Consider the following 14887-nt stretch of genomic DNA (forward strand, 5'->3'; position numbering starts at 1 on the left):
GTCAGCCGGCCCGTGCGGGCGGGCGCAGGCCCGCGTCCGCGAGCACCGCGGCGGCGGCGCGGCGGGCCGAGGCCAGGTCGCCCGCCGGTCCTGGCGCGTCCCGGTGGTCGCCGCACACGTACAGGCCGTCGAGCAGCCGGACCGGGCGGACGCCGGTGTACGGGGGCGGCACGGCGGGGACGGCCTGCGCGTCGTGGTGGGCGGCCAGCAGCTCCCAGTCCTCGGCCGTCGTCTGGTGCATCTCGCCGAGCTGGGGCCGCGCTGCCTTGTCCAGCAGTTCGGGCGGCTCCGCGGCCTGCGTGCCGAGGACGACGGACGTGACCAGCGTCCGGCCCGCGGGGGCGCGGGACGGGTCGGCCGCCGAGGCCGCCACGCTGTGCGCGACAGGACCGCGCGCCCCGGCCTCCACGACGAGCGTGGCCCCCGAGGGCACGGCGGCAGGGGCCGCGTGGTGCAGCACCGTCACCGGCCGGAAGGCGGGCACGCGCAGGCCCGGCAGCAGCCGGGCCGCCTCGGCGGCCCCCGTGGCCACGACCACGCCCCGGCAGCCGAACGTGCCGTGCGCCTCGGTCGCGACCGCCGTCGTGGTCACCGCGGTGGCCCGCACGCCGGTGCGCACCGCGCCCGGCGGCAGCCCGGCCGCGAGCAGGTCCGGCAGCACCGCCGCGCCGCCGGCCGGCAGGCCGAGGCCGCGGCGGGCGAACGCGCGCAGCGCCAGATCGCCCAGGCGGCTGGAGGTGGCCAGCTCCGGGTCGTGCAGCAGCACGGACAGCAGCGGGCGCAGCGAACGCTCGGCTATCCGCGGGGGTATCCCGCGGGTGGTCAGGGCGCCGGCCGCCGTCAGCTCGGGCCGCGCGCGCAGCCGCGCCTCGGGGGAGCGGCCGAGGCGGGCGAGGTTGGCCCGCAGCCAGATCCGTTCGAAGACCGGGTCGCCGGCCGCGTCGGGCTCGCCGTCCGCCGGTTCGCAACGGTCGTCCGCGGTGCCGCCGATCCGCCGGGCCGACCCCTGCCCGCGCAGCAGGATGCCACCGGTCAGGCGGCGCAGGGGCAGCGGGCGCGGGAGGCGGCGCAGGGTGGGGGAGTCGGGCAGCGAGAGCTGGCTGGCGCGGTCGAGGCGGAAGCCGTCGCGGACTTCGGTGGCCATCCGGCCGCCGATCCGTCTTTCCGCCTCGAGCACGGTCACCGTGAGCCCGGCGGCGGTCAGGTAGTGGGCAGCGGCGAGTCCCGCCGCTCCGCCCCCGATGACGACGATGTCGGCGATGTCGGAGAACGCGCGAGGCGTTCGGCGCTTAAGCACGTGGCCTCCCTGGTGAGGTGGTCGGTGCATCCGAGCGGCGGGCTCGCGGCCGGCTGGCGGCCTTGGGTGCTGCTGCCCGCGGTGGCGCGGGCCATGCCCGAACCGGAGCCGACCCTCTCACGCCGGGCGGAATGCGGCAGAGCGCATGCACCGGGCATGGAGGCACACAGGTCGCACACCGGTGCGGGAGGTAGCAGACCAGGTCGTCCCCCGTCGATCCCGCCGGATCGGCCTACGCGGGGCGGGCGACCGCGGCGCGTACCGCTTCTTCGACGGTGGGGTGCGCGAAGGTGAACCCGGCGTCGAGCAGCCGCTGCGGCAGCACGCGCTGGCTGCCGAGCACGTCCTCGGCGAACTCGCCGAGCACCAGCCGCAGCAGTGGCCCCGGCACCGCGCACACGGTCGGGCGGTGCAGCACGCGCCCCATGGCCCGGGTGGCCTCGCGGTTGGTCACGGGGGTGGGGCCGGTGAAGTTGACCGGGCCCGCCACCTCGCAGGTGTCGGCGAGCAGGAAGCGCAGCGCGGACAGGTAGTCCGCCAGCGAGATCGCGCTCCAGAACTGCCGCCCGTTCCCGATCCGGCCGCCGAGCCCGGCCAGGAAGATCGGGAACAGCTTCCCCCAGGCCCCGCCGGAGCGCGCGACCACCAGGCCGGTGCGGGTGAAAACGGTCCGCACCCCGGCCGCGGCGGCCGGTGCCGCCGCGGCCTCCCAGTCGCGGGCCAGCTCCGCGAGGAAGCCGGTGCCGTTGGGGGCGTCCTCGGTCACGGCCCGTTCGCCGGTGTCGCCGTAGTAGCCGATCGCGCTGCCGGACAGGAAGACGCGCGGCCGGGTGTCAAGGGAGGCCATCGCGGCGGCGAGCGCGGCCGTGCCGAGCACCCTGCTGTCGCGGATCACGCCCTTGTACGCGGTGGTCCAGCGCCGGGCGGCCACGGGGGCCCCGGCCATGTGCACGACGGCGTCGCAGCCCTCCAGGGCCGCGGCGTTCAGCTCCTGCTCCCGCCCCGTCGGGTCCCACCTGGCCTCGTCCCCCGCCCGCGGCGGGCGGCGCACCAGGCGTACGACGGCGGCGCCGTCCGCGCGGAGCGCGCCCGCGAAGGCGCCGCCGATGAGACCACTGGTGCCGGTGACGGCGATGCGGCGAGGCGTCATGGGCCCATCCTCGTGGATCACGCCGCGCCCCGGCCAACCGGGGCGCCCCGGGCCGGGGATTCCCCCGGAAAGCCCGACAGGAGATGTCGGGTTTCGCTGCGAGGGTCAGGGTCGTGCACAGGCGCACACGCGTCTGTGCGGGACACGGAAGGACGAACGCGTGGATCAGGAGAACGGGCCACTCTCGGGGAAGATCACCCTCGTCGCGGGCGCGACGCGGGGCGCGGGGCGGGCCATGGCCGTCGAACTGGGCGCGGCCGGGGCCACGGTCTATGTCACGGGCCGCACCACCCGCTCGTCGGTGAGCGAGATCGGCCGCGCCACGGAGACGATCGAGGAGACCGCGGAACTGGTCACGGCCGCGGGCGGCGAGGGCGTCGCGGTGCCGACGGACCATCTGGAACGGGACCAGGTGCAGGCGCTGATGGAGCGCATCGACTCCGAGCGCGGCCGGCTCGACGTGCTGGTGAACGACGTGTGGGGCGCCGACCACCTGTGGGCCGATCACCCGTCCACGGGCAAGATGTGGGAGCAGAGCCTGGACGACGGGCTGCGCATGCTCGAACTGGGCGTCAGGACCCACATCATCACCAGCCACTGCGCGCTGCCGCTGCTGATCCGGCAGCCGGGCGGTCTTGTGGTGGAGGTGACCGACGGCACGGCTGAGAGCAACGCGAAGTACCGGGAGCACTTCTTCTACGACCTGGCGAAGTACGCGCCGATCCGCATGGCGCTGGCGCTGGGCGAGGAGCTGAAGGACGCGGGCTGCACCGCGGTCGCGATCACGCCTGGCTTCCTGCGTTCCGAGGCGATGCTCGACACGTACTTCAAGGTCACCGAGGAGAACTGGCGGGCGGGCATCGAGCAGGACCCGGCGTTCGCGATCTCGGAGTCCCCGGCGTTCGTCGGCCGGGCGGTCGCCGCGCTGGCCGCCGACCCGGACGTGGCGCGCTGGAACGGGCAGTCCCTCTCCAGCGGCGGCCTGGCGAAGGTGTACGGGTTCACGGACACGGACGGCTCGCAGCCGGACGCCTGGCCGTTCATCAGTGCGCTGCTGGCGGGCGAGAAGCCGGACGCGGCGGACTACCGCTGAACGTTCCTCACCGGTACTGGTCCGCGGTCCGCTCCGCCGCCCGCGCCATGCGTGCGCGCAGGCCGGGCGGGGCGAGGACCTCGCACTCCGGGCCCAGAGCGAGGAGCTGTGTGTAGGCGACGTCCGCGGACTCGACGGGCAGGGTCACGGTGATCCGGCCCTGCCCGTCCGGGTCCGCGGCGGCGGACAGCGCCTCGTCGGCCGCCGCCCGGTCCGTGACGTACCGCAGGGCCCGCGCCCCGTCCCGGGTCAGGCGCAGCAGGACCTCCTCGTGCAGGATCGAACGGGCGAAGGCCGCGGACCGTTCGGACCAGAAGGCGGACAGGTCGAACGCCTCGTCCCGTTCGAAGCGGGTGCCCGCCGGCTCGGCCGCGGCGAACCGGTCGACGCGGTAGACCCGGTGGCCGCCGCCGGGCGGGCGGGCCGCCAGGTACCAGGTGCCGGCCTTGAGTACGAGGCCGTACGGTTCGAGCCGGCGGTCGACCTCCGTGCCGTCGCCGCGGCGGTAGCGGACGGCGAGCAGCAGGTCGTCCCAGACCGCGTCGGCGACGGCGGGCAGCAGCTCCGGCGTCTCCGGCGGCTGCCACCAGCCGGGGGCGTCGAGGTGGAAGCGCTGCGCGGCGCTGTCGTGTGCGGAGCGCAGCTCCGGCTGGAGGGCCGCGGACACCTTCAGGCGGGCGGCGGACGCGGCGTCGGCCAGCCCCATGTCGCGCAGCGCGGTGGGCACTCCGGAGAGGAAGAGGGCTTCGGCCTCGCTGCGGCCGAGGCCGGTCAGCCTGGTGCGGTAGCCGCCGATCAGCCGGTAACCGCCGGCGCGGCCGCGGTCGGCGTAGACGGGGACGCCGGCCTCGGCGAGGGCCAGCACGTCGCGGGCGACGGTGCGCTCGGACACCTCCAGCTCACCGGCCAGCTCGGCGGCCGTCATCGTCCGCCGCGCCTGGAGCAGCAGAACCATCTTGATCAGGCGGGCAGCTCGCATGGCACCATGATGACCGTGAGGGCCGGGTCCCGTGCGTTGGCGCGACAATCGGGACCCGGTCCTGCGGGCGAGAGCCGCGCCACTGGGCAGGACAGGAGCTTGGCGGCGCGGCTCGCTTTCCCGGGAACTGTATGCCCCTGATCGATGATCGATCAAAGCTTTCCGGGGAAATTCTTTGCGAATCGGCGAAATTGGCATCCCGTGCCAGCGGAGGCCGGGGAGATTTCCGGCGAATCGCCGCGTTCAGGCACGCGGTGCACAGTTCAGGACGTGCTCCTTCACGAGCTGCCCGATGTGCGGATCACGGCGCAGGAAGGCGTCGATCAGCTCCTGGTGCTCCTCCGCGTACGACCGCTGCCTCGTACCGAGCCAGCGGATCGAGAGCGCCGTCCACACCTCGATGCCCAGCGCCTCCCAGGTGTGCAGCAGCACGCTGTTGCCCGACGCCTTCACCAGCTCGCGGTGGAAGGCCACCGTGTGCCCCACCTGCGCCTCCGCGTCCCCGAGCCGGTCGGCCCGCTGCAACGCCGCCACCTCGGGCACCAGCGCCGACACGTCGGCGGCCAGCCGCGCCGCGGCCAGCTCGGCCGCGATCTGCTCCAGGCCGGCCCGCACGGGGTAGATCTCCTCCAGATCGGCGGCGCTCAGCGCCCGGACCCGGACGCCCTTGTTCGGCGCCGATTCGATCAGCCGCAGCGCTTCCAGCTCGCGCAGCGCCTCACGGACCGGCGTCTGGCTGACGTCGAGTTCGACCGCGATCCGCCGTTCCACGATCCGCTCGCCCGGCTGCCAGCGTCCCGAGACGATCCCCTCCAGGATGTGCTCGCGGATCTGCTGGCGCAGCGAGTGGACGACGGGCGGACTCATCTCACCCTCCTATCGGGCCGTGTGGCGGCCCCAACAGGCCGCGCCCCGCCCGGAGGGTCCGGGCGGGGCGCGGCCGGTTTCTGTTGTGGCGCCGGCCGGTGGCGGCCGGCCGTGCTACAGGCCGAGCTCGCCCTCGAACTCGCCCGCTTCCAGACGCTCCTTGACGGCCGTCAGGTACCGGGCGGCGTCCGCGCCGTCCACGAGCTGGTGATCGTAGGACAGGGTCAGGTAGGCCATGTCCCTGATGGCGATGGTCTCGCCGAGATCCGGGTGGTTCACGACGACGGGGCGGCGCACGGTGGCGCCGATTCCCAGCTCCGCGACCTGCGGGTAGTTCACGATGATGGTGTCGAACAGCGCGCCGCGCGACCCCGTGTTGCTGATCGTGAACGTGCCGCCGGACATGTCGTCCGGCGCCAGCCCGCCCTGACGGACCTTCCCGGCCAGCTCCGCCGTCTTCTTGGCGATGCCCGCCAGGCTCAGGTCGCCGGCCCCCTTGATGACCGGGACCATCAGACCCTTCTCCGAGTCCACCGCGATGCCCACGTTCTCCACGTCGTGGTACGTGATGGTGCCGTCGTCGTTGATCTTGGCGTTGATGACCGGGTGGACCTTCAGCGCCTCGGCGGCGGCCTTCACGAAGAACGGCATCGGGGAGAGCTTGACGCCCTCGCGTGCGAGGAACGACTCCTTGGCGCGCGCCCGCAGCCGCATGACGCGGGTGACGTCGACCTCGACGACGGAGGACAGCTGCGCCTGGTTGTGCAGCGCCTTCATCATGTTCTCGCCGATGAGCTTGCGGATGCGCGGCATCTTCACCGTCTGGCCGCGCAGCGGCGAAGGAGCGGCCGGGGCCGCGGCCTTCGCCGGTGCGGCCGGTGCGGCCGGGGCCGCCGCGGCGGCCTTGGCGGCCTCGGCCGCCGCCAGCACGTCCTGCTTGCGAATCCGGCCGCCGATACCCGAGCCCTTGACCGTGCTCAGGTCCACGCCGTTCTCGCCGGCCAGCTTGCGCACCAGCGGGGTGACGTAGGCGCCGTCCGTGGCGGGGGCGGGCGCCGGGGCGGCCTTCGGCTGGGCCTTCGGCTCCGGCTTGGGCGCCGGCGCCGGTGCGGGCGCGGGGGCCTGGGCGGCGGGCGCCGGCTCCTGCTTCGGAGCCTGCGCGGGCGCGGGCGCCGGCTCGGGCTCCTTCGCAGGCGCCGGCGCGGGGGCCGGTGCGGGCTCCTGCGCCGCGGGTGCGGCGCCGGGGGCGCCGATGACGCCCAGCTTGCCGCCGACCTCGGCCGTCTCGTCCTCGCCGACGGTGATCTCCAGCAGCGTGCCCGCGACGGGCGCGGGGATCTCGGTGTCGACCTTGTCGGTGGAGACCTCGAGCAGCGGCTCGTCGGCGTCGACCTCCTCGCCGACCTCCTTCAGCCAGCGGGTGACGGTGCCCTCGGTGACGGACTCGCCCAGCGCGGGCAGCACCACGTCGGTGCCCTCGGCCGCGCCGCCCTGCTGCGCCGCGGGGGCCGGGGTCGGCGCCGCGCCCTCGGCCGGGTCGGCCGCCGGCTCGGCCCGCGCGGGCTGCTCGGCCTGCTGCGGCTGCTGCTGTGCGGGGGCCGGCTCCGGCTCGGCGGCCGGCTCCGGCGCGGCCGCCGGGGCGCCCGAACCGTCGTCGATGACCGCGAGCTCTGCGCCCACCTCGACGGTCTCGTCCTCGGCCACCTTGATGGACGACAGGACTCCGGCGGCGGGCGCGGGGATTTCGGTGTCGACCTTGTCGGTGGAGACCTCGAGCAGCGGCTCGTCGGCCTCCACATGCTCACCTTCGGCCTTCAGCCAGCGGGTGACGGTGCCCTCGGTCACGCTCTCGCCGAGCGCCGGAAGGGTTACGGAAACCGCCATGGTTTCTGTTGCTCCTTACGAAAAGTGGCAAATGATTACTGCGCGCTCTGGTGATAACGCGGCCGGGTCAGTCGTGGGAATGCAGTGGTTTGCCGGCCAGGGCGAGATGAGCCTCGCCCAGCGCCTCGTTCTGTGTCGGGTGCGCGTGGATGAGCTGCGCCACCTCCGCGGGCAGCGCCTCCCAGTTGTAGATCAGCTGCGCCTCGCCGACCTGCTCGCCGAGCCGGTCCCCGACCATGTGCACGCCGACGACCGCGCCGTCCCTGACCCGTACGAGCTTGATCTCGCCCGCAGTCTTCAGGATCTTGCTCTTGCCGTTGCCCGCGAGGTTGTACTTGAGGGTGACCACCTGGTCGGCGCCGTACAGCTCCTTGGCCCTGGCCTCGCTGACGCCGACGGAGGCGACCTCCGGGTGGCAGTAGGTGACCCGCGGCACCCCGTCGTAGTCGATCGGCACCGGCGAGAGGCCCGCCAGGCGCTCGGCCACCAGGATGCCCTCGGCGAAACCGACGTGGGCGAGCTGGAGCGTCGGGATCAGGTCCCCGACGGCCGAGACGGTCGGCACGTTGGTCCGGCAGAACTCGTCGACCAGCACGAAGCCGCGGTCCATCGCGACCCCGGCCTCCTCGTACCCCAGGCCCTGGGACACCGGGCCGCGGCCGATCGCGACGAGCAGCAGCTCCGCCTCGAAGGTCTTGCCGTCCGCCAGGGTGACAGCCACCCCGTCGGACGTGTACTCCACGGACTTGAAGAAGGTACCGAGGTTGAACTTTATGCCGCGCTTGCGGAAGGCCCGCTCCAGCAGCTTGGAGCTGTTCTCGTCCTCGGCGGGCACCAGGTGCGGCAGCCCCTCCACGATGGTGACGTCGGCCCCGAAGGACTTCCACGCGGAGGCGAACTCGACGCCGATGACGCCGCCGCCCAGCACGATGGCGGACTTCGGCACCCGGTCGAGGACCAGCGCGTGGTCCGAGGAGATGACCCGGTCGCCGTCGATCGTCAGGCCGGGCAGCGACCGGGGCACGGAACCCGTCGCGAGGAGCACGTGGCGGCCGTCGTACCGCCGGCCGTTCACGTCGACGGACGTCGGCGAGGACAGCCGGCCCTCGCCCTCCACGTAGGTGATCTTGCGGGAGGCCACCAGGCCCTGGAGCCCCTTGTACAGGCCGGAGACCACCCCGTCCTTGTACTTGTGCACCCCCGCCATGTCGATGCCGTCGAAGGTGGCCTTCACGCCGAACTCGGCGCCCTCGCGCGCCGCGTCGGCGATCTCCCCGGCGTGCAGCAGCGCCTTGGTGGGGATGCAGCCGTTGTGCAGACAGGTGCCGCCCAGCTTGTTCTTCTCGATCAGGGCGACGTCCAGGCCCAGCTGCGAGGCACGCAGGGCCGCGGCGTAACCACCGCTGCCGCCACCGAGGATCACTAGGTCGAAAACGGTGCTGGCGTCGTTCGCCACGTCACGTTCCTCCAAGGATGGGTTCGCCGCGGGCCGGTCGACGGTGACCGGCCGACGGTCCTGTGTGAGCCGCTGGTCGCGGCCCGTGTGTGGCTCGCCTTGGTGGTTGAGCCCGGCCCTGTCCTGCCGGAAACCCATCTTCGCACGCTGCCGCGCCGGGCCGGATCTCCGGGGCCGACCCCCAGGTCACGGGGCCAGCTCACCGTCCGCGATCCGTTCGGCCAGCCGGATCAGGGTCCGCACCGCGGAACCCGTGCCGCCCTTGGGGGTGTAGCCGTAGGGCGCGCCCTCGTGGAACGCGGGCCCGGCGATGTCCAGGTGCGCCCACCGGGTGCCCTCGGCCACGAACTCCTTCAGGAACAGCCCCGCGGACAGACCGCCGCCCATCCGCTCGCCCACGTTCGCCAGGTCCGCGACCGGCGACTTCAGGCCCTCCGCCAGCTCCGGGGGCATCGGCATCGGCCAGGACTGCTCGCCGGCCTGCCCCGCCGTCTCGTGCAGCAGCTCCCGGAACGCGTCGTCCTCGCTCAGCACCCCGAAGGTGCGCTTGCCGAGCGCCAGCACCATCGCGCCGGTCAGCGTCGCCACGTCCACCAGCGCGTCCGGCGACTCCTCGCAGGCGCGGGCCAGCGCGTCCGCCATCACCAGCCGGCCCTCGGCGTCGGTGTTCAGCACCTCGACCGTCTTGCCGCTGTACATGGTCAGCACGTCGCCGGGGCGCACCGCACCGCCCGAGGGCATGTTCTCGGCCAGCGCCAGCCAGCCGGTCACGTTCACCTCAAGGCCCAGGCGCGCGGCGGCCACCACCGCGGAGAAGACCGCGGCGGCCCCGCTCATGTCGCACTTCATCGTCTCGTTGTGCCCCACCGGCTTCAGCGAGAGGCCGCCGGAGTCGTACGTGATGCCCTTGCCGACCAGCGCCAGCGTCGCCGCGGCGGACGGGTGCGTGTAGGTCACGCGCACCAGCCGCGGCGGGGTCGCGGAGCCCTGCCCGACGCCCATGATCCCGCCGTACCCGCCGTCCTTCAGCGCCAGTTCGTCCATGATCTCGGCCGTCACGCCGTACTCGGGCGCCGCGGCCTCGACCACGGCGGCGAAGTCGGCCGGGGACAGCGCGTTGGGCGGGGTGTTGATCAGGTCCCTGGCCCGCGCGACCTCCTCGGCCACCACCAGCGCGCGCTCCGCCGCCTCGGCGTGCTCCTCGTCGCCCGCGTCGGCGTCGAGCACCGTGATGCGGGCCAGCGCGGCACCGGCCGACGTGGCGTTCGCCCGGCCGCGGAACGCCGTGAACGCGTATGCCCCGAGCAGCGCCCCCTCCGCCACGGCCCCGATCGCCTCCGCGTCGTCGGCGGGCAGCGCGAACGTGGCGTGCTCGGAGCCGGTCAGCGCGCGGGCCGCGGCGCCCGCCGCGCGCCGCAGCGCCTCGGGGCGGTAGCCGTCCGTGGGCTCGGCGCCCAGGCCCACCGCCACCACCAGCGGCACCGCCCAGCCCCCGGGGGCGGGCAGCCGGGTGATCTCGTCCTCGGTCCCCTTGGCCCCGAGCGTGGTCAGGGTGGCGGCCAGGGTGCCGCCGAGTGCCTCGTCGGCCGCCGCGGCGGCGGGCGACCCCGCCGGCAGGACGGGCCCGGACTCGCCCTTGGCGACGCCGATGACCACGGCGTCCGCGGGCACCGTGGTCGCGGGGAGGTTGCTGAGGGTCAGTGCAGTCACGGTCAGATATTCCGTTCTGTCTGTGTCATTTCGTCGTGGGCCGGCCGGCGCCGCGGCAATCCGGCAGAAGACTACGCCGCGCCCCTGTTCAGGTGCCGCCCACCGTCAGCACCAGGAGCGTCACCGTGGTGGCGCCCTCGGCGACCGCGCCGAGAACGTCGCCGGTGACACCGCCGAACCGCCGTCGGCAGTGCTGCACCAGCAGCTCCGCCGCGCTCAGCGCCAGCACCACCGCGCACACGCCCACCACCGCGCCCGCCGCGGCCGGTTCGCCGGCCAGGCCGCCCGCGACGGCCGCCGCCAGCGCCACCGAGCCCGCGACCGCCGCCGCGGTGCCGCGCGGCACCGACCCGGCCACCACCGCGCCCAGGCCGTCCGGCCGCGCCGCGGGCACGCCGGTGCGGCAGGCCCACGTCAGTGCGGTGCGGGAGACGAGACCGGCCAGCACCACGGCCGTCACGGCGTAGCCGCGGCCGTGCCCGTACAGCTCGTAGAGCGCCGCGACCTGCGCGAGCAGCGTGCAGACCAGCGCGATGACGCCGAACGGGCCGATGTCGGAGCGCCGCATGACGTCCAGCGCCTCGGCGGCGGGCTTCCCGCTGCCGAGGCCGTCCGCGGTGTCGGCGAGCCCGTCCAGGTGCAGCCCGCGGCTGAGCGCCGCCATCGTCGTCACGGTGAGCACGGCCGTCAGCAGCCAGCCGGTCTCCAGGGCCAGGAACGCCCACGAGACGCCGCCGGCGGCGAGGCCGACCGCCAGGCCGGCCAGCGGCGCGCACCGCATGCCGGCCCCGGCGATGCTCCGGTCCCAGCGCGGCACGCGCACCGGCAGCACGGTGAGCGTGCCGAACGCGAAGCGAAGACCGCCGGCGGACGCGGCGTTTCCCGGCGGCGGGGGCGCACCCGGGGGGTGCGGTGGCGGTGGCGGCGTGGCGTTCATCGTCCGGCAGCGTAGCGCCAGACGCTGGGATGCCATGGAGTACTGGTGGGAACGCAACATCGTCGAACCGGGAAAGCTGCCGCTGCTGCTGGCCCTGACGGCGTTCATCTGCACGTTTCTGGTGACCCGCGCGGTGACGCGGCTGATCCGCGCCGGCCGCGGGCCGTTCCACGACGTGTCGGCGGGCGGGGCGCACGTGCACCACGCCGTGCCCGGCGTGGTGCTGATGACCGTGGGCGGCTTCGGCGGCCTGGCGGCGGGCGGGCGCGGCTGGGCCGCCGGGGCGACGGCCGTCGTGTTCGGCATCGGCACCGGCCTGGTGCTCGACGAGTTCGCGCTGATCCTCTACCTGCACGACGTGTACTGGTCGGACCAGGGCCGCCGCAGCGTCGAGGCCGTGGTGCTGACGGCGGCGCTGGCCACCATGCTGCTGACCGGCTTCACCCCGCTCGGTGTCGACGACGTCGGCCCCGAGGAACGCCTCACCCGCGGCAGCGCGATCGCCACCGTCCTGATCAACCTGGTCTTCGTGCTGATCACCCTCGTCAAGGGCAAGATCAGGCTTGCCGTCGTCGGGGTGCTGGTGCCGCTGGCGGCGCTGACCGGCGCGCTGCGGCTGGCCAGACCCGGCTCGCTCTGGGCTCGGCGCTGCTACGGGCGCCTGCCGCGCACCGCGGCGCGCGCCGAACGCCGCGCGCGGGCGCACGACGCCAGGTGGGGCCGGGTCCGCCGGTGGGTGCAGCAGGTCGTGGGCGGCATCCCGCGCACCACGGGCAAGGAGTGAGCGCCCGTCAGGTCGCCTCGGCCACCGCGGCGGAATGGTCCGCCGGCCCGGGCTCGGCGGCCTGTGCCGCCCCCGCCGCCTCCGCCGCGTCCTCGTCGGGCCGTTCGGGCAGCTCGGCGGCCAGCGCGCCGGCCGCGAGCACCAGCGGCAGGGCGAGCAGCGCGCCCGAGCCCTCCCCGACGGTGACCCCGTGGTCCAGCAGCGGCTCGAGGGCCATCCGGTCCAGGGCCTTGGCCTGCCCCGGCTCCCCGCTCGCCTGCCCGGCCAGCCACCAGTCCGGGGCGCGGAACGCGATCCGCTGCGCCACCAGCGCGCAGGCCGCCGAGACGACGCCGTCCAGGATGACCGGCGTGCGGCGTACGGCGCACTGGAGCAGGAAGCCCGTCATCGCGGTCAGATCGGCGCCGCCGACGGCCGCGAGCAGCTTGAGCTGGTCGCCGAGCACCGGACGGGCGCGGCGCAGCCCGTCGCGGATCGCCGCGCACTTGCGCATCCAGGCCAGGTCGTCGATGCGCACGCCGCCGCGCCCGGTGACCACCGAGGCGTCGGTGCCGCACATCGCCGCGATGAGCACCCCGGCGGCCGTGGTGCCGCCGACCGACAGGTCGCCGAGCACGAGCAGGTCGGTGCCCGCGTCGGCCTCCTCGTCCGCGACGGCCATGCCCGCGCGAAACGCCTGCTCGGCCTCCTCGGCGGTGAGCGCGTCCTCGATGTCCAGGCGTCCGGAGCCGCGGCGCACCCGGTGACGGGTCACCTCCTCGGGCAGCTCCTCGGGCGGGCAGTCGAGGGAGAGGTCGACGACGCGCAGCGGGACCCCGGCGTGCCGGGCGAGCACGGCCGCCGGGCTGCCGCCGTCCAGCACGGCGCGCACCAGGGCGGCGGTGCCGCCGGCCGGACGGGCGGAGACGCCGAGCGAGGCGACGCCGTGGTCGCCGGCGAACAGGACGGCCCGAGGCCGGGCGACCGGCGTGACCGGCACGTGTCCCTGCGCGGCGGCCAGCCAGGCACCGATTGTGTCCAGCCGCCCAAGTGCCTTGGGCGGCAGGCCGGTACGGGTGCGCCGCTCCTCTGCCTTGCGCCGCAGCCGGACACTCGGGCGCTCGATGAGGTCGCCGAAGTCGTCGAGGTTGAGACCGCCGTCACTCATGCGCACGAGACTACCGCCCGGCTCCCCGGGCGCTCAGCGCAGTGGCAGTGCGGTGCCCGCCACGGTCAGCAGCACGTGCTCGCACTCGGCGGCCACCGCCGCGTTGAGGCGGCCGAGTTCGTCGCGGAAGAGGCGTCCGGACGCGGTGGCGGGGACGATGCCGGAGCCGGTCTCGTTGCTCACCAGGACCACCGTGCGCTGCGTGCCGCGTACCGCCGCGACCAGCGCGGCGGTACGTGCGGCGAGTTCGCGCGCCCCGCCGTCCGCCCACCGTTCCCTCTCCCAGGCGCCCGCCGCGTCCATCGCGTCGGTCAGCCACAGCGCGAGGCAGTCGATCAGCAGCGGCGGTCCCTCCGCCTGTGCGAGCAGCGGGACCAGATCGCAGGTTTCGACGGTGGTCCAGCCCGGCGGGCGGCGTTCGCGGTGCGCCGTGACCCGCGCCGTCCACTCCGGATCGTCCCCGCGCCTGCCGCCGGTGGCGACGTACATCACCTCGGGGAACGCGGCGAGCCTGCGCTCCGCCTCGGCGGACTTTCCGGAACGCGCGCCCCCGAGTACCAGCGTGCGCCGGGGCACATCGGGAATCCGCCGGTAGTCACCGGCGGTGAGGGTGGCGCCGTCCGGTTCGGTGCGCGCCCCCAGCGCGGCCAGCCGGCGGCGCAGTTCCGCGCCCGGCTGGACGTCGTGGTCCAGGTGCACGGCCACCACGTCGGTCGTGAGCGCCGCGGCCCCCGCGCCGCGCAGCCGGGCCAGGGCATCGGGCCTTTGCACCACGTCGAGCAGGCACAGGTCGTACGCGGGCCCCGCGAATTCACCGGCCGGGCCGGCCCCGGGCGGCAGGTACAGCAGCCGCCCGCCGTCTGGCCCGGTGACCGCATAGCCGGTGCCGGGGCCGTCCACCGCGAGCGCCCGCACCCGGTGCCCGTCGAGCAGCGTCAACTCGCGGCCGTCCGGCAGCCGTACCGGGACCGGCAGTTCCCGCGGCAGTTCGAGCGCGGGCCCTTCGTGCGGGTGGCTGAGCAGGACCTGCCGGATGCCGTGGAGGGACTGCCCGGCCCGCGCGGCGGACAGCGCGAGGCCCGGCGTGAGGTCGAGCAGCAGCACGCCGTCGACCAGCACGGCGGTCGCGGTGCGGACCTCGTCCCCGAACGCACGGGCGCAGGCGGCACAGGGACAGCCGGGGCGCGGGAGCCCGGCCGGGGCGCCCGTGCCGAGCAGAGTGACGTGCATGCCCCGATCCTCTCGCCCCGCGCCCGGTCACGCGCGCGGTGGTGCGCTGGGAGCGTCGGCCGTGATTTAGTCTGCGATCAGGCAGTCGGGCGATCCAACAGTCGGTCAGGAAGCGGAGGCTTCGCATGGCGTGGGAGTGGCGGTTCGAAAAGGCGGACGGCACGGCGGCCGAGCCGACCGCGGCCCCCGGCGACTTCGGTACCCAGGGCGATGCCGAGTCCTGGATCGGCGAACTGTGGCCCGAGCTGCTGGCCGAGGGCATCGACCAGGTCTCGCTGTTCGAGGACGGCGTGAAGATCTACGGGCCGATGAGCCTCCACGGCGCCGAGGGCTGAGCCGGCTCAAGCCTCTGC

13 protein-coding genes are annotated in these 14887 nt (G+C 74.8%); 3 read left to right on the forward strand and 10 right to left on the reverse strand.

Features of this window, described 5'->3' with window-relative positions; genetic code table 11:
- Position 1: 1 nt before the first annotated feature.
- Together STBA_RS28310 and STBA_RS28315 are read right to left on the reverse strand one after the other, a co-directional pair.
- Positions 2-1297, reverse strand: a complete 1296-nt coding sequence (locus STBA_RS28310; RefSeq protein WP_077061898.1) for an FAD-dependent oxidoreductase — start codon at positions 1295-1297, stop codon at positions 2-4.
- A 232-nt stretch (positions 1298-1529) separates the two neighbouring features.
- Positions 1530-2447 (reverse strand): TIGR01777 family oxidoreductase, encoded by a 918-nt coding sequence (locus STBA_RS28315; protein WP_077061899.1) that lies wholly within the window; start codon positions 2445-2447, stop codon positions 1530-1532.
- Between the two features lie 160 nt (positions 2448-2607).
- Here STBA_RS28315 and STBA_RS28320 point away from each other — a divergent pair, with 160 nt between their 5' ends.
- Positions 2608-3540, forward strand: coding sequence for an SDR family oxidoreductase (locus STBA_RS28320; protein WP_253195070.1), 933 nt, complete (start codon positions 2608-2610; stop codon positions 3538-3540).
- A gap of 7 nt (positions 3541-3547) precedes the next feature.
- Here the strand turns inward: STBA_RS28320 and STBA_RS28325 are convergent, their stop codons facing one another.
- The 6 genes from STBA_RS28325 to STBA_RS28350 form a co-directional block, all read right to left on the reverse strand.
- A complete protein-coding gene (locus STBA_RS28325) occupies positions 3548-4519 on the reverse strand; it encodes a WYL domain-containing protein (RefSeq protein ID WP_077061900.1) in 972 nt (323 codons plus the stop codon).
- 243 nt (positions 4520-4762) lie between these two features.
- Positions 4763-5386, reverse strand: coding sequence for a GntR family transcriptional regulator (locus STBA_RS28330; protein WP_077061901.1), 624 nt, complete (start codon positions 5384-5386; stop codon positions 4763-4765).
- Between the two features lie 114 nt (positions 5387-5500).
- Positions 5501-7270 (reverse strand): 2-oxoglutarate dehydrogenase, E2 component, dihydrolipoamide succinyltransferase, encoded by a 1770-nt coding sequence (gene sucB, locus STBA_RS28335; RefSeq protein ID WP_077061902.1) that lies wholly within the window; start codon positions 7268-7270, stop codon positions 5501-5503.
- 67 nt (positions 7271-7337) lie between these two features.
- Entirely contained in the window at positions 7338-8726 is a 1389-nt protein-coding gene (gene lpdA, locus STBA_RS28340) for a dihydrolipoyl dehydrogenase (RefSeq protein ID WP_077063670.1), read from the reverse strand.
- A 186-nt stretch (positions 8727-8912) separates the two neighbouring features.
- On the reverse strand, positions 8913-10436 hold the full coding sequence (locus tag STBA_RS28345) for a leucyl aminopeptidase (protein ID WP_077061903.1): 1524 nt from the start codon (positions 10434-10436) through the stop codon (positions 8913-8915).
- Positions 10437-10524: 88 nt separating this feature from the next.
- Entirely contained in the window at positions 10525-11373 is an 849-nt protein-coding gene (locus STBA_RS28350; RefSeq protein WP_077061904.1) for an adenosylcobinamide-GDP ribazoletransferase, read from the reverse strand.
- Between the two features lie 34 nt (positions 11374-11407).
- Between STBA_RS28350 and STBA_RS28355 the strand changes: the two genes are divergently transcribed.
- A complete protein-coding gene (locus STBA_RS28355; protein WP_077061905.1) occupies positions 11408-12157 on the forward strand; it encodes a hypothetical protein in 750 nt (249 codons plus the stop codon).
- Positions 12158-12164: 7 nt separating this feature from the next.
- Here the strand turns inward: STBA_RS28355 and cobT are convergent, their stop codons facing one another.
- Both cobT and STBA_RS28365 read right to left on the reverse strand, forming a co-directional pair.
- On the reverse strand, positions 12165-13304 hold the full coding sequence (gene cobT, locus STBA_RS28360; protein ID WP_077061906.1) for a nicotinate-nucleotide--dimethylbenzimidazole phosphoribosyltransferase: 1140 nt from the start codon (positions 13302-13304) through the stop codon (positions 12165-12167).
- A 33-nt stretch (positions 13305-13337) separates the two neighbouring features.
- Positions 13338-14534 (reverse strand): bifunctional adenosylcobinamide kinase/adenosylcobinamide-phosphate guanylyltransferase, encoded by a 1197-nt coding sequence (locus STBA_RS28365; RefSeq protein WP_077061907.1) that lies wholly within the window; start codon positions 14532-14534, stop codon positions 13338-13340.
- Positions 14535-14659: 125 nt separating this feature from the next.
- On the opposite strand from STBA_RS28365, the gene STBA_RS28370 reads away from it, so the two are divergent.
- On the forward strand, positions 14660-14869 hold the full coding sequence (locus STBA_RS28370) for a hypothetical protein (protein ID WP_077061908.1): 210 nt from the start codon (positions 14660-14662) through the stop codon (positions 14867-14869).
- Positions 14870-14887 lie beyond the last annotated feature (18 nt).

The sequence above is a fragment of the Streptomyces sp. MP131-18 genome (genome assembly GCF_001984575.1).
In the GTDB taxonomy this organism is placed as follows: Bacteria; Actinomycetota; Actinomycetes; order Streptomycetales; family Streptomycetaceae; genus Streptomyces; species Streptomyces johnsoniae.